18 protein-coding genes are annotated in these 20,058 nt (G+C 71.2%); 12 read left to right on the top strand and 6 right to left on the bottom strand.

What is annotated here, in order from left to right:
* Positions 1 to 14 precede the first annotated feature (14 nt).
* Positions 15 to 749: an RDD family protein gene (locus tag ACLQ27_RS11345; RefSeq protein ID WP_425866637.1), complete on the bottom strand. Its 735-nt coding sequence runs from the start codon at positions 747 to 749 to the stop codon at positions 15 to 17.
* Positions 750 to 760: 11 nt separating this feature from the next.
* Positions 761 to 1,966, bottom strand: coding sequence for a 4-hydroxyphenylpyruvate dioxygenase (hppD, locus tag ACLQ27_RS11340; protein WP_425866635.1), 1,206 nt, complete (start codon positions 1,964 to 1,966; stop codon positions 761 to 763).
* A gap of 130 nt (positions 1,967 to 2,096) precedes the next feature.
* On the opposite strand from hppD, the gene ACLQ27_RS11335 reads away from it, so the two are divergent.
* The 5 genes from ACLQ27_RS11335 (at position 2,097) to ACLQ27_RS11315 (ending at position 10,606) form a co-directional block, all read left to right on the top strand.
* Entirely contained in the window at positions 2,097 to 2,603 is a 507-nt protein-coding gene (locus ACLQ27_RS11335) for an Lrp/AsnC family transcriptional regulator (RefSeq protein WP_425866633.1), read from the top strand.
* Between the two features lie 72 nt (positions 2,604 to 2,675).
* Complete coding sequence (locus tag ACLQ27_RS11330; protein ID WP_425866631.1) at positions 2,676 to 4,133, top strand: PQQ-binding-like beta-propeller repeat protein; 1,458 nt, start codon at positions 2,676 to 2,678, stop codon at positions 4,131 to 4,133.
* A gap of 114 nt (positions 4,134 to 4,247) precedes the next feature.
* Entirely contained in the window at positions 4,248 to 5,915 is a 1,668-nt protein-coding gene (locus tag ACLQ27_RS11325; RefSeq protein ID WP_234583383.1) for a fumarate hydratase, read from the top strand.
* A 258-nt stretch (positions 5,916 to 6,173) separates the two neighbouring features.
* Positions 6,174 to 9,161, top strand: a complete 2,988-nt coding sequence (locus ACLQ27_RS11320) for a BTAD domain-containing putative transcriptional regulator (protein ID WP_425866628.1) — start codon at positions 6,174 to 6,176, stop codon at positions 9,159 to 9,161.
* Between the two features lie 35 nt (positions 9,162 to 9,196).
* A complete protein-coding gene (locus ACLQ27_RS11315; RefSeq protein ID WP_234583381.1) occupies positions 9,197 to 10,606 on the top strand; it encodes a class II fumarate hydratase in 1,410 nt (469 codons plus the stop codon).
* 103 nt (positions 10,607 to 10,709) lie between these two features.
* Here the strand turns inward: ACLQ27_RS11315 and eno are convergent, their stop codons facing one another.
* The gene (gene eno, locus ACLQ27_RS11310; RefSeq protein ID WP_357498257.1) at positions 10,710 to 12,017 is read right to left on the bottom strand and encodes a phosphopyruvate hydratase; all 1,308 of its coding nucleotides are present in this window, start codon (positions 12,015 to 12,017) and stop codon (positions 10,710 to 10,712) included.
* A gap of 176 nt (positions 12,018 to 12,193) precedes the next feature.
* On the opposite strand from eno, the gene ACLQ27_RS11305 reads away from it, so the two are divergent.
* Positions 12,194 to 12,616, top strand: coding sequence for a MarR family winged helix-turn-helix transcriptional regulator (locus ACLQ27_RS11305; protein WP_234583379.1), 423 nt, complete (start codon positions 12,194 to 12,196; stop codon positions 12,614 to 12,616).
* 37 nt (positions 12,617 to 12,653) lie between these two features.
* Here ACLQ27_RS11305 and ACLQ27_RS11300 read toward each other — a convergent pair whose 3' ends face one another.
* Positions 12,654 to 12,938, bottom strand: a complete 285-nt coding sequence (locus ACLQ27_RS11300; RefSeq protein WP_234583378.1) for a hypothetical protein — start codon at positions 12,936 to 12,938, stop codon at positions 12,654 to 12,656.
* A gap of 407 nt (positions 12,939 to 13,345) precedes the next feature.
* On the opposite strand from ACLQ27_RS11300, the gene ACLQ27_RS11295 reads away from it, so the two are divergent.
* The 3 genes from ACLQ27_RS11295 to ACLQ27_RS11285 all read left to right on the top strand — a co-directional run bounded on the left by ACLQ27_RS11295 (position 13,346) and on the right by ACLQ27_RS11285 (position 14,987).
* Entirely contained in the window at positions 13,346 to 14,158 is an 813-nt protein-coding gene (locus ACLQ27_RS11295; protein ID WP_357575050.1) for a helix-turn-helix domain-containing protein, read from the top strand.
* Complete coding sequence (locus ACLQ27_RS11290; RefSeq protein WP_357574981.1) at positions 14,149 to 14,331, top strand: DUF397 domain-containing protein; 183 nt, start codon at positions 14,149 to 14,151, stop codon at positions 14,329 to 14,331. The genes ACLQ27_RS11295 and ACLQ27_RS11290 overlap by 10 nt, the downstream gene beginning before the upstream one ends.
* Positions 14,332 to 14,402: 71 nt before the next feature.
* Complete coding sequence (locus ACLQ27_RS11285) at positions 14,403 to 14,987, top strand: GNAT family N-acetyltransferase (RefSeq protein WP_357494942.1); 585 nt, start codon at positions 14,403 to 14,405, stop codon at positions 14,985 to 14,987.
* Here ACLQ27_RS11285 and ACLQ27_RS11280 read toward each other — a convergent pair.
* The gene (locus ACLQ27_RS11280) at positions 14,954 to 15,499 is read right to left on the bottom strand and encodes a CGNR zinc finger domain-containing protein (RefSeq protein WP_234583374.1); all 546 of its coding nucleotides are present in this window, start codon (positions 15,497 to 15,499) and stop codon (positions 14,954 to 14,956) included. The two genes, ACLQ27_RS11285 and ACLQ27_RS11280, sit on opposite strands and share 34 nt — an antisense overlap.
* A gap of 86 nt (positions 15,500 to 15,585) precedes the next feature.
* Between ACLQ27_RS11280 and ACLQ27_RS11275 the strand changes: the two genes are divergently transcribed.
* From ACLQ27_RS11275 to ACLQ27_RS11265, 3 genes are all read left to right on the top strand, one after another.
* Positions 15,586 to 16,542, top strand: coding sequence for an EamA family transporter (locus tag ACLQ27_RS11275; protein WP_357494940.1), 957 nt, complete (start codon positions 15,586 to 15,588; stop codon positions 16,540 to 16,542).
* Between the two features lie 13 nt (positions 16,543 to 16,555).
* Positions 16,556 to 17,278, top strand: coding sequence for an HAD family hydrolase (locus tag ACLQ27_RS11270; protein ID WP_425866624.1), 723 nt, complete (start codon positions 16,556 to 16,558; stop codon positions 17,276 to 17,278).
* A 97-nt stretch (positions 17,279 to 17,375) separates the two neighbouring features.
* A complete protein-coding gene (locus ACLQ27_RS11265; RefSeq protein ID WP_425866622.1) occupies positions 17,376 to 19,118 on the top strand; it encodes a S8 family serine peptidase in 1,743 nt (580 codons plus the stop codon).
* 170 nt (positions 19,119 to 19,288) lie between these two features.
* Here the strand turns inward: ACLQ27_RS11265 and ACLQ27_RS11260 are convergent, their stop codons facing one another.
* The gene (locus ACLQ27_RS11260) at positions 19,289 to 19,729 is read right to left on the bottom strand and encodes an endonuclease domain-containing protein (RefSeq protein WP_425866620.1); all 441 of its coding nucleotides are present in this window, start codon (positions 19,727 to 19,729) and stop codon (positions 19,289 to 19,291) included.
* Between the last annotated feature and the right edge of the window lie 329 nt (positions 19,730 to 20,058).

Here is a 20,058-nt window from a genome sequence, read left to right as displayed (position 1 = left end):
GCTGGTTCGCTCGCTCACGAGGCAACCTTAACGACGATCGTTTCGGCGGCCTTGTCGTGGAGGCACTGCTGCCAGGGCTTGTTCCAGAGCTGCCAGAACCCGTCGAGGTAGCTGCCCCCGGGCACCAGGCCGGCGAGTTGCTGCACCAGGAACCGCTTGGCGGCGGTCCAGCGGTCGAGGGTGCGGGTCGGATCGAGCGGCACGACCCGCAACTTCATGGTCTTCTTGCCGAGGGTCTGGCCGGTCCGGAACATCATCTCGACGTAGTACACGTACGAGAGCACGAGCGAAGCCGCGAAGATCGCGAGTTCCAGCCACAGCAGGGGCAGCACGAGGTCGCGGTAGAAGTCCGGCTCGGCCACGGTGCCGTCCGCCGCGACCTGGAACAGGTCCGGCGCGATGACGACGAAGAAGTAGATCATCGCGGGCACGGTGAACACCATGCCGATCACCATGAAGACCGCGTAGTCGATCAGGGTGGCCAGCAGCCGGTCGGTGAAGCTGGCGAGCGGCTGCCCACCGGGGCTCAGCGTCGGCGGCGGGGCCACCGGCCGGGGTGGGCCGGGATACCACGGCGGTGGGCCGTAGCCGGGCGGCGCGTACTGCGGTGGGATCGCGTACCCGGGTGGGGCGTGGTGCGGCGGCACGGCGTACCCCTGGGGGATCTGTCCGGGCGGCGGCGCGACGCCGCCGGCGGCGGGCGGGGGCCCACCGACCGGCGGCGTCGGGTACGGCGGAGGCTGCGTCACGCTCGACAGTGTTACAGGTTGCCGCGGGCTTCCTGCTCCCGCTCGATGGCCTGGAAGAGGGCCTTGAAGTTGCCCTTGCCGAAGCCCAGCGAGCCGTGCCGCTCGATCAGCTCGAAGAAGACGGTCGGGCGGTCCTGCACCGGCTTGGTGAAGATCTGCAGCAGGTAGCCGTCCTCGTCCCGGTCGACCAGGATCTTGCGGGCCTTCAGCTCCTCGATCGGCACCCGCACGTTGCCGATGCGGGCCCGCAGCTCCGGGTCCTCGTAATACGAGTCCGGGGTGTCCAGGAACTCAACGCCGGCGGCGCGCATCGCGTCGACGCTGGCCACGATGTCGTTGGTGGCGACGGCGATGTGCTGGGCGCCGGGGCCCTGGTAGAACTCCAGGTACTCGTCGATCTGCGACTTCTTGCGGGCGATGGCCGGCTCGTTGAGCGGGAACTTTACCTTGCGGGTGCCGTTCGCGACGACCTTGCTCATCAGCGCCGAGTAGTCGGTGGCGATGTCGTCGCCGATGAACTCCGCCATGTTGGAGAAGCCCATGACCCGCTTGTAGAACTCGACCCACTCGTCCATCCGGCCCAGCTCCACGTTGCCGACCACGTGGTCGACGGCCTGGAAGAACCGCTTCGGCTGAATGCCGGCGTCGATCATCGGCTGCCGGTCGACGATCGGGCCGCGGGCCACGAAGCCGGGCAGGAACGGGCCGCGGTAGCGGGACCGGTCGACAAGGGTGTGCCGGGTGTCGCCGTACGCGGCGATGGCGGCCATCCGGACGGTGCCGTTCTCGTCGCTCACCTCATGGGGCTCGACGACGCCGGTGGCGCCCTGGGCGACGGCGTGCGCGTACGCGGCGTCGACGTCCGGCACCTCCAGCGCGATGTCGCTGATCCCGTCGCTGTGCTTCGCCACGTGCTCGGCGCCGTCGGCGTCCGGGCGCACCGCGCCGGTCAGCACGAACCGGGCCGAGCCGCTGGTCAGCACGTACTGGGCGTGGTCGCGGTAGCCCTGCTCCGGGCCCCGGTACGCCATGCAGGTCATGCCGAAGGCGGTGGAGTAGTAGTGCGCGGCCTGCTTGGCGTTGCCGACCAGGAAGTGCACGTGGTCGAGCCCACGGACGGGGAACGGGTCGTGGCTGATGTCGTGGTCGACAGCGCCGACGAGCCGGTCGACGTCGACGTCCTCGGTCGACTGGGGTCGGTCGATCGCCTGGGTCATGGTGGCCTCCCTCGCGTACCGGCCGGCCTCGTGGGCCGGTTCTTGACCGAAGGATCGCGGTGCGGGCATCGAGTGGGCAACTGTCGGTGTAAATGCTGGTCAGGTTGTGCATTCGGTATGGTCTGAACCCGTGAAGGGTGAGCAAGCTGTGCAGCTCGACGTCCTCGACGTGCGATTGGTCGAACTGCTCGCCGAGGAGCCGCGGATCGGGGTCCTGGAGTGCTCCCGGCGGCTCGGCGTGGCCCGGGGCACCGTGCAGGCCCGGCTGGACAAGCTTGTCGACAGGGGTGTCATCGGTGGCTTCGGCCCGGAGATCTCGCCTGCCGCGATCGGATTCGGGGTGACCAGCTTCGTCACGCTGGAGATCAGTCAACGGCAGGGGCACGACCCGGTCACCGCCCACCTCGCGGCGATCCCCGAGGTGCTGGAGGCGCACACCATCACCGGCTCCAGCGACCTGCTCTGCCGGATCGTGGCCCGCTCCAACACCGACCTGCAACGGGTCATCGACCAGATCGTCTCGTCGGCCGGCATCACCCGCGCGTCGACGATCATCGCGCTGGCCGAGCAGATCCCGTACCGCACGCTGCCGCTGGTGCGCAGCGCTGTCCGGGCCGAGGGACGAACACCCCCGTAACACCTTCGGCCCCAGAAAGCGCGGCGACACGGCGGCGCGGGCGTACGGAAGATCCGTGATCGTGGCTACGGTGTGCGGGTGGCGAAGGGGAGCGTGCGCGGCGGGCTGCTGGTCGGCCTCGCCGTGGTCGTCGCGCTCGCCGCCACCGGCGTGTGGAACCCGTTCCCCGGCCTGTGGGAGTGGGTGGACCGCAGCGAACCCATCTCCGAGCCGGACGTGGTCTGGCAGCAGCGGGTCGGCGGCACCCCGCGCAGCGTGACCATCGCCGGGGACGCCGTCGTGGTCGAGCAGCGCACCCGGGTGGAGGCCCGCAGCCTGGCCACCGGCGCCCAGCTCTGGGAACGCAAGGCGGACTGGTCGGCGGTCGCGGGCGGCGACTCCGACCCGGTCGTCGCCGTGGGCAAGCTCCTGGTCAAGGGGTACGAGCTGCTCGACCCGACCACCGGGGCGACCCGGCGACGCGACGACGACGCGGTGGCCGTGTGGACGTACCGCAACCTGCTGCTGGACGCCCGCTGCACGGACGCCACCGACTGCACCCTGAGCGCGTGGGACCCGCGGGGCACCGCCCCACTGTGGACTGCCTTCCTGCCCGGCGTGCACAGCGGGCTGCTCGCCGACAACCCGGGCCTGCGCGGCACCCGCCGGCTCGGCGCCACCCGCATCGACGACGGGGTGGCCGGGCCGGAGCCGGTGCCTCCGCTGCTCGGCTTCCCGGTCGACGGTCGGGTGCACGTCGTGGACACCGCCACCGGCCGGGTGCTGCAGAACGTCGAGCCGGGCCGGGACGAGCGGCTCTCCGTGGTGGGCGGCCGGATGTTGCGGATCGCCGCCCGCTCCCAGGACGGCACCTGCTACTTCACCATCTCGGCGCGGGACCCGGCGACAGGGCAGGAGGCGTGGCAGCGGGCCGGGGTCAACCTGCGCACCGCCGACACCGCCGGCTGCGTCCAGCGCGAGGACCCGCAGGGGGCGCGCAACGTGCTGATCGGCGTGGGCCCGGACGGCCGCGAGGCGGTCATCGACGGGTACGACGGGCGGCTTCTCTGGGTCGGTGAGGCGAGCACCAAGCTCGTCGCGGTCGACGACCGCTACGCGGTGTTCCGCTCCGCGGACAAGCGCTCGGTGGTGTCGCGTGACCTCGGCGCCGACCGGGTGCGGTGGACCCGTCCGGCAGGTGCCAAGTCCGGCGCGGCACTCACCCCGTACGCGGCGGTGCTCGCCGACGAGAAGCCGTCGAGGTTGGTCGCCCTCGACCCGCGCAGCGGCCGGGAACTGGCGGTCCTGCGGACCTCCGCGAACGCTCTCGCCGTCGGATCGCAGGGAATGATCATCGGTGAGGGGCGGGAGATCGGGTACGTCCGCTTCGGCGCCACTGGAAGCGCCCCCGTCCCGCCTCCCGGCGACGGTGGCAACCCCGGCCCCGGCGGCACCGGCCCCGGCCGGGGCAACGACGGCAACGACGGCGACGACAACTGCGGGCCCAAGCGTGAACTGTGCCCCGATCCCGGCAGCGGCAAGGACGGCTGAGCGGGCACGACACCGGTGCGCCCAGTGCGCCGGGGCCCGGGGGATGAGAGCGGCGTCCCAGACCCAGCCCGGCGGGTGGGAATGATCGACCGGTCTGCCCTAGGCTTGCCGCTCATGAGCAGTGCCGCCGCATTCTCGTACGCCCCTCTGCTGCCGACCGGTCCCGACCAGACGGACTATCGCCTGGTCACCGACGAGGGCGTGGACGTCGTACACGGCCCGGGGGGCCGTCGTTTCCTCACCGTGGAGCCGGCCGCGCTCACCGCGCTGACCGCCGAGGCGATGCACGACATCGCGCACTTCCTGCGCCCGGCGCACCTGGCCCAGCTCCGGGCGATCATCGACGACCCGGCCGCGTCGCCGAACGACCGGTTCGTCGCGTTGGACCTGCTGCGCAACGCCAACATCGCCGCCGGCGGGGTGCTGCCGATGTGCCAGGACACCGGCACCGCGATCGTGATGGGCAAGCGTGGCCGGCACGTGCTGACCGACGGGGCCGACGCCGAAGCCATCTCGCGCGGCGTCTACCAGGCGTACACGAAGCTCAACCTGCGCTACTCCCAGCTCGCCCCGCTGACCATGTGGGACGAGCGGAACACCGGCAGCAACCTGCCGGCCCAGGTGGAGTTGTACGCCGAGGACCCGGACGGGCACCCCGACGCGTACAAGTTCCTGTTCATGGCCAAGGGCGGCGGCTCGGCCAACAAGTCGTACCTGTACCAGGAGACCAAGGCGCTGCTCAACCCGACGCGGATGATGCAGTTCCTGGAGGAGAAGCTGCGGCTGATCGGCACTGCCGCCTGCCCGCCGTACCACCTGGCCATCGTCATCGGCGGCACCTCCGCCGAATACGCGCTGAAGACCGCGAAGTACGCCTCCGCCAAGTATCTGGACGCGCTGCCGACGCAGGGTTCGATGAGCGCCCACGGCTTCCGGGACCTGGAGCTGGAGGCGGAGGTGCTGGAGCTGACCCGCAACTTCGGCATCGGCGCGCAGTTCGGCGGCCGGTACTTCTGCCACGACGTGCGGGTGGTCCGGCTGCCCCGGCACGGCGCCTCGTGCCCGGTGGCGATCGCCGTCTCCTGCTCGGCCGACCGGCAGGCCGTCGCCAAGATCACCCCGTCGGGCGTCTGGCTGGAGCGACTGGAGACCGACCCGGCCCGGTTCCTGCCCGACGTCACCGACGACACCCTCGACTCCGAGATGGTCGTCCGGGTGGACCTGAACCGGCCGATGGACGAGATCCGCGCCGAGCTGTCCAAGTACCCGGTGAAGACCCGACTGTCGCTGTCCGGCCCGCTGGTGGTGGCCCGCGACATCGCCCACGCCAAGATCGCCGAGCGGCTGGACGCCGGCGAGCCGATGCCGCAGTACCTGCGCGACCACGCGGTCTACTACGCCGGCCCGGCGAAGACCCCCGAGGGGTACGCGTCCGGCTCGTTCGGCCCGACCACTGCCGGGCGGATGGACGCGTACGTGGAGAAGTTCCAGGCCGCCGGTGGTTCGCAGGTGATGCTGGCCAAGGGCAACCGGTCCGGTCAGGTGACCCGCTCCTGCCAGCAGCACGGCGGGTTCTACCTCGGCTCCATCGGCGGCCCCGCCGCCCGCCTCGCCCAGGACTGCATCAAGCACGTCGAGGTCCTCGAATACCCGGAGCTGGGCATGGAGGCGGTCTGGAAGATCGAGGTCGAGGACTTCCCCGCCTTCATCGTGGTCGACGACAAGGGCAACGACTTCTTCGCCGAGGTCACCAAGCCGGTGCTCACCGTCGGCCGCCGCTGACCGTTCCGTCACGCGAAGAGGCGCCAGGCTCGCACCTGGCGCCTCTTGCGTCGGTAGCACCTCCACCGACATCGGTACGCCCGCCCGCTGGGGGGTGGGAGGGGCGCACCGCCCCCGTCGGATGTCGTCACCGGCAACCTGGACAAGTCTGCGATGCGCCACGCTCGATTCGCTCTCAGATCACTATCACCGGGCGATGTCGGGCTGTGATCCCCGGACTACGCTGCTGGCTGGTGTGTCGTCGACACGGGGGAGCAGATGCGGTTCGGGATCCTGGGGCCTCTGCGCGTCGGCGGTGGCGAGTCCACAGTTACCGCCGGCCGGGACCGGGTCGTGCTCGCGATGCTGCTGCTCCGCGCCGGTCGGCTCGTGCCGGTCGAGGAACTGGTCGACGCGGTCTGGGAGGAGCATCCTCCGGCCACCGCCCGTGCCCAGTTGCAGACCTGCGTGTCGCGGTTGCGTCGCCGGTTCAGCGAGCTGGGGCTGGCCCCGGAAACCATAGTCACCGACCCGGCCGGGTACGGCGTGCGTACCGACCCCGCCGACCTGGACGCGCACCTGTTCACCCGGGGTGTCGAGGCGGCCCGTGCCGCCGTCGCGGCCGGTCGTCTGGTCGAAGCCCGTACGCACTTCCGGGCCGCCCTGGCCCGGTGGCGGGGGCCGGCCTGCAGCGGCATCACCAGCCGCAGCGTCCGTCGCCGGGCGCAGGCGCTCGACGAACAGCGGCTCACCGTGCTGGAGGAGTGCGTCGACGTCGAGCTGCGCCTCGGGCGGGCCGCCGAGTTGATCGAGGAGTTGACCGAGAGCGTCGATCAACATCCGCTGCGGGACCGGCTGCGGGGTCAGTTGATGCTCGCGCTCTCCTCGGTCGGTCGGCAGGCCGACGCGCTCGCGGTCTACCGGGAGGGCCGGCAGTTCTACGCCGACGAGCTGGGCCTCGAACCGGGCGCCGATCTGCAGGAGCTGCACCAACGCGTACTCGCCGGTGATCTGGCTCTGGCCGGTCGGGACGGCCGGTCGACGGGGCCGGTACGGTCGCTGCCCCGGGCGATCGGCGACTTCATCGGCCGGCGGGAGACGGTGGCCCGCCTGGTCAAGGAGATCGAGGAGGACGGTACCCGGATCCAGGTGATCGACGGCATGGCCGGCAGCGGCAAGACGACGCTCGCCGTGCACGTCGCCAGCGCCCTGGCCGAGCGGTACCCGGACGCTCAGCTCTTCATCGACCTGCACGGGCACAGTGAGCGTGACCCGTTGACACCGGCGACGGCCGCAGCCGCCCTGCTGCGTCAGCTCGGCGTGCCGACCAGGTGGATACCGGAGGACACCGACGACCGACTGGCGCTGTGGCGTACGGAGCTGGCCGGCCTGCGTGCCCTGGTGGTGCTGGACAACGCGTTCGCCGCCGACCAGGTCGCGCCGTTGCTACCCAACGGTCCGCACTGCCAGGTGCTGATCACCAGCCGTCGTCGACTGGTCGGGCTCGACGAGGGTCGCCCGTCGTCGCTGGCGGTGCTCGACGCCGACGAGGCCGTGGAACTGCTCGGGCGGGTGGTCGGCGCGGAGCGGGTCGCCGCCGAACCGGAGGCGGCAGCCGAGGTGGTGCGGCGCTGCGGCCACCTGCCGCTCGCGATCCGGCTGGCCGGCGCCCGCCTGGCGCACCGGCCCCGCTGGCGCGTCGCCGACCTTGCCGAACGGATGCTCGCCGGAGCGGGAGCGCTGCCCGAACTGACCGCGGGGCAGCGGTCGGTGGGGCGGGCGTTCGCGTTGTCGTACGAGCAGATCACTCCCGCGGCGCAGCGGCTGTTCCCGCTGCTCGGTCTCCACCCCGGCGGGTGGCTGGACGGTCGGGTGGCCGCAGCCCTCGCCGAGCTGCCCCTGACGGACGCGCAAGACCTGCTGGACGAGCTGGTCGACGCCCATCTGGTCGAGGAGGTGCAGCCGGACCGCTACCGCCTGCACGACCTGCTCCGCGAGTACGCCCGCCTGCTGCTCGGCGAGCCGGAGTGGCAGGCCGAGCGTCGGGCCGCCCTGGCGCGGCTGCTCGACCACCACCTGGCTGTCACCCTGGCGATCGCCCGGACCATCGAGGCGGCGGGCAGCCGCCGCACCATCCCCGCGCACACGCCCGGTCGACCCGATCTGATCGACGCCCCGGTGGCGCAGGGGCCGGCGTGGTTCGAGGAGAACCACGCCGCGCTCACCGCGCTGGTACGCCTGGCTGCCGAGGAGGGCTTCGGAGTTCGGTGCTGGCAGCTGGCCCGAGCCTGTTGGCGACTCAACTTCGACGGCGGGCACCTCGACGAGCTGATCGAGACCCACACGACTGGCCTACGAGCCGCCGAGGAACTGGGCGACGAGGCGGCGGTGGCCACGATGTTGAACTACCTTGCGTCGGCGTACTTCCGGCTTGCCCGCTTCCCCGAGGCGATCAGAGCGATGGACGTGGCACTCGAACTGCGTCGCCGGCTCGGGCTGCGCGGCGAAGTGCTCACCACGCTGTGGAACCTGGCCGTGTCGTATTCCGCGAACGGCGACTTCCGGCAGGGCAAGGCGAAGTTCGAGGAGGCTCTCGAACTCATCGCCGGCCGGGGCGACGCGAACGAACTGGCGAACCTGCTGAACAACCTGTGCCTGGGACTCATCGCCTGGGGTCGGTACGACGAGGCGCTGCCCCTGGTCCGGCAGCACCTCGTCCTGGCCCGTCAGACGGTGGACCTGGACCTGCCGCAGATCGCACACGCGCTCGGGCACCTCGGCATCGTCCGTCATCGGATGGGTGACGTCGGTCCGGCTCGTCGGATTCTTCGACTCGCGCTGCATTTCCGGCGCAGGGTGCGGAATCGGTTCGGCCAGGGTGAGGTGCTCAACGAGCTGGGCGTGATGGAGCGCAACGCCGGAGAGCCGGAACGCGCCGCGGCCCTGCACCGGGACGCGTTGGTGGCGATGATGGAGGCCGGCGACCGGATCGGCCAGTGCGCCTCGCGCAACCTGCTGGCCGTGGCCATGCTGGCGCAGGGAGATGCCGCCAGCGCGCTCGACCTGCACCGCCGGGTACTCGTCGACGCCGGCCGGCTGGGCGCCCGCTACGAGCAGGCCCGGGCGCTTCAGGGCATCGCCCGGTGCGTACGCGACACCGACCCGGCGGCGGCCCGTGCGCACCTGACCCGAGCACTGTCCCTGTACCGGCAGATCGACGTGCCAGACCGGCACGAGGTGGAACGGCTGCTCGCCGAGTTGGGCTGACGGATCATCTGCGGGTCGGCCACGGGCGCGGCAGGATGGTACGCGTGACGACTCCAGAGACGACCGGTTACCGGATCGAACGTGACTCGATGGGCGAGGTGGAGGTGCCCGCCGAGGCGCTGTGGCGGGCGCAGACCCAGCGCGCGGTGCAGAACTTCCCGATCTCCGGGCGGGGCATCGAACCGGCCCAGATCAAGGCCCTGGCCCAGATCAAGGGTGCCGCGGCCGAGGTCAACGGCGAGTTGGGCGTGATCGACGCCAACGTGGCCGCCGCGATCGCCGCCGCCGCCGCGCACGTCGCCGACGGCGGGTACGACGACCAGTTCCCGGTCGACGTGTTCCAGACCGGTTCCGGAACGTCGTCCAACATGAACGCCAACGAGGTGATCGCCACCCTGGCGAGCCGTGAACTGGGCTCGGCCGTGCACCCGAACGACCACGTCAACGCCTCCCAGTCCAGCAACGACGTGTTCCCGTCCTCGATCCACCTGGCGGCCACCCAGTTCATCGCGGAGGATCTGCTGCCGTCGCTGACCCATCTCGCCGAGGCGCTGGAGGGCAAGGCGGCCGAGTTCGAGACGGTGGTGAAGGCGGGGCGTACGCACCTGATGGACGCCACCCCGGTCACCCTCGGGCAGGAGTTCGGCGGGTACGCCGCCCAGGTCCGCTACGGCATCGAGCGGTTGGAGGGGTCGCTGCCCCGGCTGGCCGAGCTGCCGTTGGGCGGCACGGCCGTGGGCACCGGGATCAACACGCCACTCGGCTTCGCCGCCGCCGTGATCGGCAAGCTGCGTGAGTCGACCGGGCTGCCGCTGTCCGAGGCCCGCAACCACTTCGAGGCGCAGGGCGCCCGCGACGCGCTGGTGGAGACCTCGGGGCAGTTGCGGACCATCGCCGTGGGCCTCTACAAGGTCGCGAACGACATTCGCTGGATGGGCTCGGGCCCCCGGGCCGGCCTGCGCGAGCTGCGCATCCCCGACCTCCAGCCCGGCTCGTCGATCATGCCGGGCAAGGTCAACCCGGTGGTGGCCGAGGCGATGCGGCAGGTCTGCGCCCAGGTGATCGGCAACGACGCGACTGTCGGTTTCGCCGGGTCACAGGGCGACTTCGAGCTGAACGTCATGCTGCCGGTGATGGGCCGCAACCTGCTGGAGTCGATCCGGCTGCTGGCCGCGGCGAGTCGGCTGTTCGCCGACCGCCTGGTGGCCGGCCTGGTCGCGGACGCCGAGGTCTGCCTGGCGTACGCCGAGGGGTCGCCGTCGATCGTCACCCCGCTGAACCGCTACCTCGGGTACGACGAGGCCGCCTCGATCGCCAAGGAGGCGCTGGCCAAGCAGGCGTCCATCCGGGAGGTCGTGATCGCCCGAGGTCACGTCGACTCGGGCAAGCTCACCGAGACCCAGCTCGACGAGGTGCTCGACCTGCTCCGGATGACCCACCCCTGACCAGCGCCGCCCTCTGCTCACGCCCGGCGAAGCGCGGCGCGATCCTTCACGCCCGGCGCAGTGCGGCGCGATCCTTCACGCCCGGCGCAGTGCGGCGCGCTGCTCACGCCCGGAGCAGTGCGGCGCGGCCCGCGAAGCGCGCCGAGTCGCCCAGCTCCTCTTCGATCCGGATCAGCTGGTTGTACTTCGCCGTCCGGTCGGAGCGGGAGAGCGAGCCGGTCTTGAGCTGACCGCAGCCGGTGGCGACCGCCAGATCCGCGATGGTGGTGTCCTCCGTCTCGCCGGAGCGGTGCGACATGACGACGGTCCAGCCCGCCCGCTGGGCCGTCGTCACCGTGGCCAGCGCCTCGGTCAGGGTGCCGACCTGATTGACCTTGACCAGGACCGAGTTGCCGACGCCGGTGCGGATGCCCTCGCTCAGCAGCGTCTCGTTGGTGCAGAACACGTCGTCGCCGGTGAGCTGGCAGCGGTCGCCGACGCGGGCGGTCAGCTCGCGCCAGCCGTCCAGGTCGTCCTCGGCCATCGGGTCCTCGATGGAGACGATCGGATAGGCGTCGATCAGCCGGGCCAGGTAGTCGGCGTGCTCGGCGGAGGTGCGGCGTACTCCCTCGCCCGCGTAGTCGTACACGCCGTCGCGGAAGAACTCGGATGACGCCGGGTCCATGACGAGGCCGATGTCCGTTCCGGGGCGGTAGCCGGCGCCCTCGACGGCGGTCAGCACGAAGTCGAGCGCCTCCTCGGCGGTACGCAGCTCGGGCGCGAAGCCACCCTCGTCGCCCACGCCCGTGGAGTGCCCGGCGGCCAGCAGATCGCGGCGCAGGGTGTGGAAGACCTCGCTGCCCATGCGGACGGCTTCGGCGAAGGAGTCCGCGCCCACGGGAACGATCATGAACTCCTGGAAGTCGAGCGGGTTGTCGGCGTGGGCGCCGCCGTTGACGATGTTCATCATCGGCAGCGGCAGGAGGTGCGCGTCGGCGCCGCCGAGGTAGCGGTAGAGGGGCTGGCGGTGGGCCGCCGCGGCGGCCTTGGCGACGGCGAGGGAGACGCCGAGGATCGCGTTGGCGCCGAGCCGGGACTTCGTGGCGGTGCCGTCGAGGGCGATCAGCGCGGCGTCCAGACCCGCCTGGTCTGCCGCGTCCCGGCCGCGCACGGCCGCCGCGATCTCCCCGTTGACGTTGGCCACCGCACGGTCGACGCCCTTGCCGTGCCAGCGCGTCGGGTCTGCGTCGCGCAGCTCCACGGCCTCCCGGGCGCCGGTGGAGGCGCCGGAGGGGACGGCGGCCCGGCCCAGAGACCCGTCCGTCACCGTGACGTCGACCTCGACTGTGGGGTTGCCCCGGCTGTCGATGACGCGGCGGGCGGTGACGGTCTCGATGGTGGTGGTGATGGTTCCGGCTTCCAGTGCGGACATGGGAGGTCCTTTTCGTTGTCGCCTGCCGTGACCCCAGCTGCGACAACGCTGGCGCTGAGCCCGACAGCGGCAAACCCTACAGCAATGCTGATCAGTCATGCTGAACAGCCCCGCTGAACAGCATTGCTGTGCAGGTCAGGTGCCCAGCAGTGCTGACGAACGGGGTAAAGTGCCGTGTGCCCACCTCGGAAGCCGCCGCCATCGCCGCCGAACTGCGCACCGCGATGGGCAAGCTCACCCGGCGCGTCAAGCACGAGGACCGCATCCCGCTCGGTCAGATCGCCGTGCTCGGCGCACTCGACCGCGACGGCGCCATGACCACCAGCGACCTCGCCGCCGACCAGCGCGTACGCCCCCAGTCGATGGCCCGGGCGGTGGGGCTGCTCATGGAGCAGAAGCTGATCACGCGACGGGCGCACCCCACGGACGGCCGCAAGTCGCTGGTCGAGCTGTCGGACGCCGGCCGGGCCGCACTGGAGGCGGAGCGCAGCCGCAGAGCCGGTTGGCTCGCCCAGGCCATCGAAGCCGAACTCACGGACGAGGAGCGGGCGTTGCTGGCCCGCAGCGCCGCCCTGCTGGAACGGCTCGCCATGCGCTAGACGCTCCCCTCGACGGCCGGGCCGCCGTCGACGAGCGTCAGGGTTCGGGCAGCGCAGCCCAGCCGAGGAAGCGCACGTAGAGCGCTGCCGGGTCCGGGCCGTCGTGCGGGTTGAGTCGGTACAGGTCCGCCGCCGCGTCGTGCAGAACGGTGCACAGGTAGATGCTCAACGCGATCCGGTCGTGGGCGTACTCGCGGCGGAGGCTGAGCCGGGCGACCGCGCATGGCCAGGGCCCGGCGCAGACCCGACAGAGCCACAGTGGACGCAGCGGCAGGTGCGGTCGTGGCGTGATCGCGCGGTCGTCCGGGGCGGTCCGGGACATGGCGTGGGAGTCCTTTCGAGCCGAATCGTCTCTGACGTCACCTCCCCGTGGGCCGTCTCGCTTTCGGCGACGTCGCCGAGTTCGTGGTCGACCGCGCGATGACCGCCATCCGCCCCAACCACCGAGATCTTGGACAGTTTCCGTTGGTGGCTAACGGAAACTGTCCAAGATCTCGAATAGTTCGCCCAGCCTGGGGGTGGGACCGCCCGGCACGGGGGTTCGGGCGGTCCCGCGCGACGCCGCCGGGCCCGGGGGACGGGGAGCGGTGCCGCACTTCACAGTCTGGTGATCGGGCGACTACGGTCGGAAGGGTTTTGCCGGGTCGTCACAGCCGTCCTGTTTCCGGTGGTGATGCCGCTGGCGGCCGGCTGGAGTTGATCGTCGACGGGGTGGAGAGGCGGCAGGTCATGGCCGATGGGCAGATGACGGCGGCGGCGTTCCTGGTCACCGAGCTGCGCCGGGCGCGCGTCCGCCGGGGCTGGAGTCAGGACGAGCTGGCCAAGGCGGTCAACTACTCGCCGTCCATGGTCAGCGCCGTCGAGCTGGGCCAGCAGCCGCCCACCGGCAAGTACCTGGAACTCGTCGACCGCGCCCTGGACACCGGCGGCCTCTTCACCCGCATGGCCTCCGAACTGGTCAGCCTGGACAAAGCGCAGGTCTGGCTGCGCGGTTGGCGTGCAATCCTCGCGGAGGCGCGGGCACTGCGATGGTTCGACCCGCTGCACGTCCCTGGCCTGCTGCAAACCGAAGGCTATGCACGCGCTGTCTTCGAATCGGACAGACTGCTCGACACCGATGAGGTGGAGCGGCGACTGACGGATCGGATGGACAGTCAGCAGGTTCTCTACTCGGACCGACCGCCGCACGTCGTCGCTGTGCTCGACGAGTCCGTGCTTCGGCGGCGCGTCGGCGGGCGGAAGGTCATGTGCGAGCAGGCTCTGCACCTGGCGCGGTTGGCAACCGAGCATCCGCGAGTCCAGCTACATGTGGTGCCTCGCTCGGCCGAGGAGTACCCAGGTCTGAACGGACCGTTCATCCTCGCCACCGTGGCAGACCACAGCGACCTCGCCTACCTCGGTGGCCAGATCGGCGGCCAGGAGCTGGACGGACCAGCGGATCTGCTGCGTCTACAGCGGACCTGGGAGGCTACTCTCGGGCAGGCGTTGCCACCGCAGGAGTCGGTTGAGGTGCTGAGGGAAGTGGCGGAGTCGTGGAGTTGACCCGAGCTGTCTGGCGCAAGAGCATCCGGAGTGGTTCCAACGACCAGTGCGTCGAGGTGGCTACGAACCTTGGGGGCGTGGTCGGGGTGCGCGACAGTAAGGACCCGGACGGGCCCGTGCTCGTGGTCGACGCGTACTCCTGGCGGCTCTTCGTGGTCGCGCCCCCGCGCTGACGCGACAGCAGTGCCCACGGCGGCGCGAAAACGGCTCGACCGTGTCGCGGGACGGCGGGGATGATCCAGCCATGGATGGCGACGACCTGGTTCCTCCAGGGAGCGAGCGGCTGCGGTTCCGGCGGTTGACCGTTGCCGATGTGGACGCGTTGGTCGAGTTGGACAGCGATCCCGAGGTGATGCGTTTCCTCACCGGCGGCGTCGCCACCCCGCGCGCCACAGTTCAGGGCGAGCACCTGCCGAAGCTGCTCGCCCAGTACGACAGGCATCCCGGCCTCGGTCGGTGGGCGGCCCTCGATCGGGAGACCGGTGACTTCCTGGGCTGGTTCGCCCTCGATCCGTCAAAGGACGGCGCCGAGGCCGAGTTGGGCTACCGGCTGCGCCGCGCGACGTGGGGGCGCGGCCTGGCCACCGAGGGGTCGCGGGCGCTGGTCCGGTACGCCCTGGACGTCGTGGGCGTGCGTCGGGTGTGGGCGCAGACGATGGCTGTCAACGAGCGGTCCCGGCGGGTGATGGTGAAGGCGGGGCTGCGCCACGTGCGCACCTTCCACCTCCAGTTCGACGACCCGATCCCGGGGACCGAGCACGGCGAGGTGGAGTACGAGCTGCGGGCCGACGTCCCTCAGGACCTGCCGGCGGCCCTGCGGGCGCGGTAGGCGGTCACCGCGGCCCGGTTGCCGCAGCCGGCCTCGCAGAACCGCCGCGACCGGTTGCGGGACAGGTCGACGACGACGTTGTCGCAGTCCGGGTACTCGCAGATCCGCAACCGGCTCAGCTCGCCCATGCGGACCAGGTCGGCGATCGCCATCGCCGCCTCCACCGCCATCCGGGTGGCCAGCGGCGCGTCGCGGGGCACGGCGTGCAGGTGGTACGGCTCGTCGTCGTGCTCGATGAGCTGCGGCAACGCCCGGTGTTCCAGCAGCAGGGCGTTGACCATGGCGACGACCTCGGGCGGTTCGGCGTGCCAGATCCGGCGCAGCCGGGGGCGCAACTGCCGCACGGCACGCAGCTCGGCGTCGGTGTGCTCGTGCCGCCCGCTGTAGGCGTGCCGGGTGAAGAAGGCGTCCAGCGCGGCGACGTCGGGCAGCAGCTCGCCGTCGCGGCCCGCGGTGTTGACCAACGCGGTGGCGGCGATCAACGAACATTCGGTGTCATGAGCGAATAGCAACTTGACTCCTGTCACGGTGGCCGCCTAGCGTCATGAGCACAAGGATAGTTTGCTCATGACACCGTGTCGTCCCCGAGGAGCGCGAGATGCAGTCACGACCCGCCGCCGGCGCTGCGCTGGCGCTGCTCTCCGCAGTCACGTTCGCCACCTCGGGCACCTTCGCGCGGTCGCTCATCGAAGCCGGCTGGTCGGCCGAGGCCGCCGTGATCGCGCGGGTCGGCGTGGCCGCCCTGGTGCTGGCGATCCCCGCAGTGCTGTCCCTGCGTGGCAGGTGGCACGTGCTGCGCAGCAACAGCGCGGCGGTCGTGATGTTCGGGCTGCTGGGGGTCGCCCTGGCGCAGGTGTGCTTCTTCAACGCCGTGCGTTACCTGCCGGTCGGCATCGCGCTCCTGCTGGAATACCTGGGCATCATCCTGGTCGTCGGCTGGATGTGGCTGCGGCACGGTCAACGCCCCCGGCGGCTCACCGTGGCCGGCTCGGCCGCCGCCCTGTGCGGGCTGGCCTTCGTCCTGGATATCACCGGCACCGCCGGCTTCCACCCGGTCGGCGTGCTGTGGGGGCTGGGTGCCGCGTTCGGCCTGGCCGGCTACTTCGTGCTCGCCGGCCGGGTCGACCCCCGGCTGCCCTCGGTCGCCATGGCCAGCGGCGGGATGGCCGTCGGCGCGGCCGTGCTGCTCCTCGTCGGGCTGACCGGTCTGCTGCCGCTGCGCGCCACGTTCGGCGATGTCGCGTTCGCCGGGCACCGCACCTCCTGGCTGCTGCCCATCGTCGGGCTCACCCTGGTCGCCGCCGTGATCGCCTACCTCGCCGGCATCGCCGGCACCCGCATCCTCGGGCCCCGGCTGTCGTCGTTCGTCGGGTTGACCGAGGTGCTGTTCGCGGTGCTGATCGCCTGGCTGTTCCTCGACGAACTGCCGACCGCGTGGCAGCTCTTCGGCGGCGCGCTGATCATCGCCGGGGTCGCCCTGGTGCGCCTCGACGAACTGCGCGGTACGCCCGCGCCCGCCCCCGGTGAGCCCGCGCTGGCGGCAACCACCCGGTGAGAGAGTGGTACCCGTGCTGACCACAGTGGTGTTCGACGCCGACGAGACCCTGCTGGACCTGCGGCCGGCGGTGACCGCCGGGCTGGTGACCGTCCTCGACGAGATGCGCCGCCGAACGCCGGACGCCGCCGACGTGACGCTCGCCGAGCTGGAGTCCGACTGGGATGCCGTCTTCGGCGAGCTGAGCGCCGCTCCGGTGCTGGAGATCCGCCGCGCCGCGCTGGCCCGGTCGCTGGCCCGCGCCGGGCTCGACGACCATCTGGACGAGATCGCCGCCCTCTTCTTCGCCCGCCGTTTCGCCCTCACCCGGCCCTTCCCGGACGTCCCGCCGGCCCTGGCCGCGCTGCGCACCCGGTACACGCTGGGCTTCGCCACCAACGGCAACAGCCGCGCCGAACGCTGCGGGCTCGCCGGGGAGTTCGCCTTCGAGATGTACGCGCACGAGAACGGCCTGCCCAAGAAGCCCGCCCCGGAGTTCTACGCGGCGGTGGTCGCGACCGCCGGAGTCCCCGCCGAGCAGATCGTGTACGTCGGTGACTCGTGGGAGCACGACGTGGTGGCACCCCGACGGGCCGGCCTGCGGTCGGTGTGGTTGAACCGGTACGGGCTGCCCCGCCCGGCTGGGGTCACCCCCGACGCGGAGGTGGCCACCCTGGCCGACCTACCGATGGTCCTGTCGGAACTGGCGACGGGATTGGCCGACCGGGTGGACGTGGGCATCGAGCTGGGCGGATGAAGGAGAGATTCACCGCCATAACGGACGTTCACCTGGCGTAAAGCCGGCAGGTGTTGTGTGATGGCTGCCACGTCCCTCAACGAGAGGATCCGATGTGGTGAGCAAGCGCTTCACCGCCGGTGCCGTCGCGACCGCGGCAACACTGGCACTTACGGCAGCGGGCCTGGGTGTACCGGCCACCGCCGCGCCGAGCACCTCCCGCACCTTCACTGTCGTGGCCGAGGACGGCTTCGCCGCCGACGCGGCTGTCGCCGCCATCCAGGCGGCCGGCGGCACTGTGGTGTCCCGGTCCGACGAGGTCGGCATGTTCCAGGTCACCAGTGATCGGGCCGACTTCGCGGCCAGGGCGACGGCAGCCCCGAGCCTGATCGGCGCGGCCGAGCAGAAGGCCATCGGCCGCAAGCCGAAGCTGGACCGGGTCGAGCAGGAGCAGGCTGCTGGCGCGGCCGGTGCTGCGAGCGCTGCTGGCGCGGCCGGTGTGGCCGGTGCGGCCGGTGCCGGGAAGAAGGGTGCCAAGCTGGACCCGCTCGACGAGAAGCTCTGGGGTCTGAAGATGATCCGGGCCGACGAGGCCCGCAAGGTCGAGCCCGGCGACCGTCGGGTCACCGTCGGCGTCCTGGACACCGGCGTCGACGCCAGCAACCCGGACATCGCGCCGAACTTCAACTGGTCGCTGTCGCGCAACTTCGCACCCGACATGACCGATGTGGACGGACCGTGCGAGGTGCCAAGCTGCCTCGACGCCGTCGGCACCGACGACGGCGGGCACGGCACCCACGTGGCCGGCACCATCGGCGCCGCCGCCAACGGCTTCGGCCTCTCCGGTGTCGCCCCGAACGTCTCCCTGGTCGAGCTCAAGGGTGGCCAGGACTCCGGCTACTTCTTCCTCAACCCGGTGGTCAACGCCCTGATCTACGCCGGCCGGTCCGGGATCGACGTGGTCAACATGTCGTTCTACGTCGACCCGTGGCTCTACAACTGCACCGCCAACCCGGCCGACTCGGCGCAGGCGCAGGCCGAGCAGCGGGCCATCATCAAGGCGATGAAGCGGGCGCTGATCTTCGCGCACAACAAGGGCGTCACCCTGGTCGGCGCGCTCGGCAACAACAACGAGGACCTGGGCGCACCGCGTACGGACACCACCAGCCCGGACTACGGCGCCAACCCGTACCCCCGGCCGATCGACAACAACAGCTGCTGGGACCTGCCCACCGAGGGCCCGCACGTGATCGGCGTGTCGTCGGTCGGTCCGTCGGGCAAGAAGTCGGACTTCTCCAACTACGGCACCGAGCAGACCTCCGTCGCCGCGCCGGGTGGGTTCGCCCGGGACGGGTTCGGGACCCCGACGTACAACACCCCCGGCAACCGGATCCTCTCCAGCTACCCGCTGAAGGTGCTCCAGGAGGAGCCGATCTCCACCACCATCCCGGACCCGAAGGTGGACGCGAACGGCAACATCGACCCGCGGGTCGCCACGAGCGTCTTCAAGCAGTGCAAGCCCAACGGTGAGTGCGGCTACTACACCTACCTCCAGGGCACCTCGATGGCGTCCCCGCACGCCGCCGGTGTCGCCGCGCTGATCGTCAGCCGGTACGGCAAGCCGCAGGGCCGGGGTGGCTTCGGCATGTCGCCGGACGTGGTCGAGCAGCACCTCTACCGCACGGCAGCCGAGCACGCCTGCCCGGAGCCGCGCCTCCAGCAGTACCGCAACGAGGGCCGGGACGAGACCTACGACGCGTACTGCGCCGGTGGGGTCAACTTCAACGGCTTCTACGGGTACGGAATCGTCGACGCGTACGCGGCGGTGAAGACCCCGCTCAAGCCGAACGCCCGCCCGTAAGTCACCACCGCGAGGCCCGGTCGACGCTCGTCGACCGGGCCTCGTCGGCGTCTTCGGGGTCCGCGTCGGCCTCGTCAGGCTTGATCGACTCCAGGTCGCCGAGGTGGGGGTATCCCGTCCGTCTGATACAGCCATTTCGGCGACCTGGAGTCGATCACGGTTGGTGGCGATCAGCGCCGCCAGCCGCGGGAGATCAGGGCCGACCGAACCTCGGCGAGCACGGCGGGGAACTCCTTCTGGAGCCGCCTGCTCGTCACGTGCAACACCAACCAGCCCGCACCGACGAGAAGGTTGAGCCGTCGACGATCGCGGTGCAGTTGCTCGGGGTCGGCGTGCCATCGGCCGTCGTACTCCACCGCCACGCGGAACTCGGGCCAGGCCAGGTCGGGATGGAGCACCAGCCCTCCGGGTAGCCGGATCGGGTGCTGGGTGACCGGTCGGGGAAGCCCGCCCAGCATCAGACGCACCCGTAGCTGCGACTCGGGTGGTGACTGCGCTCCTGCATCGGCGACGTCGAAGATCCAGCACGCACGTCGTCCGCCGGGCCGGTCGGCATTGGCGGTGGCGACGGCGGTCAGCGCCGCCGGGGTGGTCAGACCGGTCGCGAGCAACGAGTCGACAATCCCAATCGCACGCAGCGGGTCCAACCAGACCGCCGTCTCCCACGCCGCAGATGTCGGATCGGTCCGGCGGAGAGCGGCGCCGCCCCGCTCGCCGGGCAGTGCGTTGAGCGGCGTCGGCGGCGAGGCTGGTGGCCGCTGTGACACTGGCGTCGGCGGTGAGGCTGGCGTCCGCCGGAGCGGTGGCGTCGATGGCCGTGCGTCGGGCAGGGCGTCCCTCGCCACCGCCGGCCGTTGTGCGATGGACAGAGCGGGGCCCGGCGTCGCAGCGGAATCGAATTTGACCACGTGCACGTGAAGGCCGCGTTGAGAGTCGACGC

The organism is Micromonospora sp. DT63 (assembly GCF_049841615.1).
GTDB lineage: Bacteria > Actinomycetota > Actinomycetes > Mycobacteriales > Micromonosporaceae > Micromonospora.
Note: the sequence above shows the minus strand (reverse complement) of the source record. Positions and strands in the feature narration are given on the sequence as shown.

What these genes read in the sequence shown, in the direction of transcription:
- ACLQ27_RS11285 (WP_357494942.1), top strand. Translation starts at nt 14,403, where the DNA reads ATGGATGGCGACGACCTGGTTCCTCCAGGGAGCGAGCGGCTGCGGTTC.
- ACLQ27_RS11325 (WP_234583383.1), top strand. Translation starts at nt 4,248, where the DNA reads ATGAGCAGTGCCGCCGCATTCTCGTACGCCCCTCTGCTGCCGACCGGT.
- hppD (WP_425866635.1), bottom strand. Translation starts at nt 1,966, where the DNA reads ATGACCCAGGCGATCGACCGACCCCAGTCGACCGAGGACGTCGACGTC.
- ACLQ27_RS11320 (WP_425866628.1), top strand. Translation starts at nt 6,174, where the DNA reads ATGCGGTTCGGGATCCTGGGGCCTCTGCGCGTCGGCGGTGGCGAGTCC.
- ACLQ27_RS11300 (WP_234583378.1), bottom strand. Translation starts at nt 12,938, where the DNA reads ATGTCCCGGACCGCCCCGGACGACCGCGCGATCACGCCACGACCGCAC.
- ACLQ27_RS11275 (WP_357494940.1), top strand. Translation starts at nt 15,586, where the DNA reads ATGCAGTCACGACCCGCCGCCGGCGCTGCGCTGGCGCTGCTCTCCGCA.
- eno (WP_357498257.1), bottom strand. Translation starts at nt 12,017, where the DNA reads ATGTCCGCACTGGAAGCCGGAACCATCACCACCACCATCGAGACCGTC.
- ACLQ27_RS11315 (WP_234583381.1), top strand. Translation starts at nt 9,197, where the DNA reads ATGGTACGCGTGACGACTCCAGAGACGACCGGTTACCGGATCGAACGT.
- ACLQ27_RS11295 (WP_357575050.1), top strand. Translation starts at nt 13,346, where the DNA reads ATGGCCGATGGGCAGATGACGGCGGCGGCGTTCCTGGTCACCGAGCTG.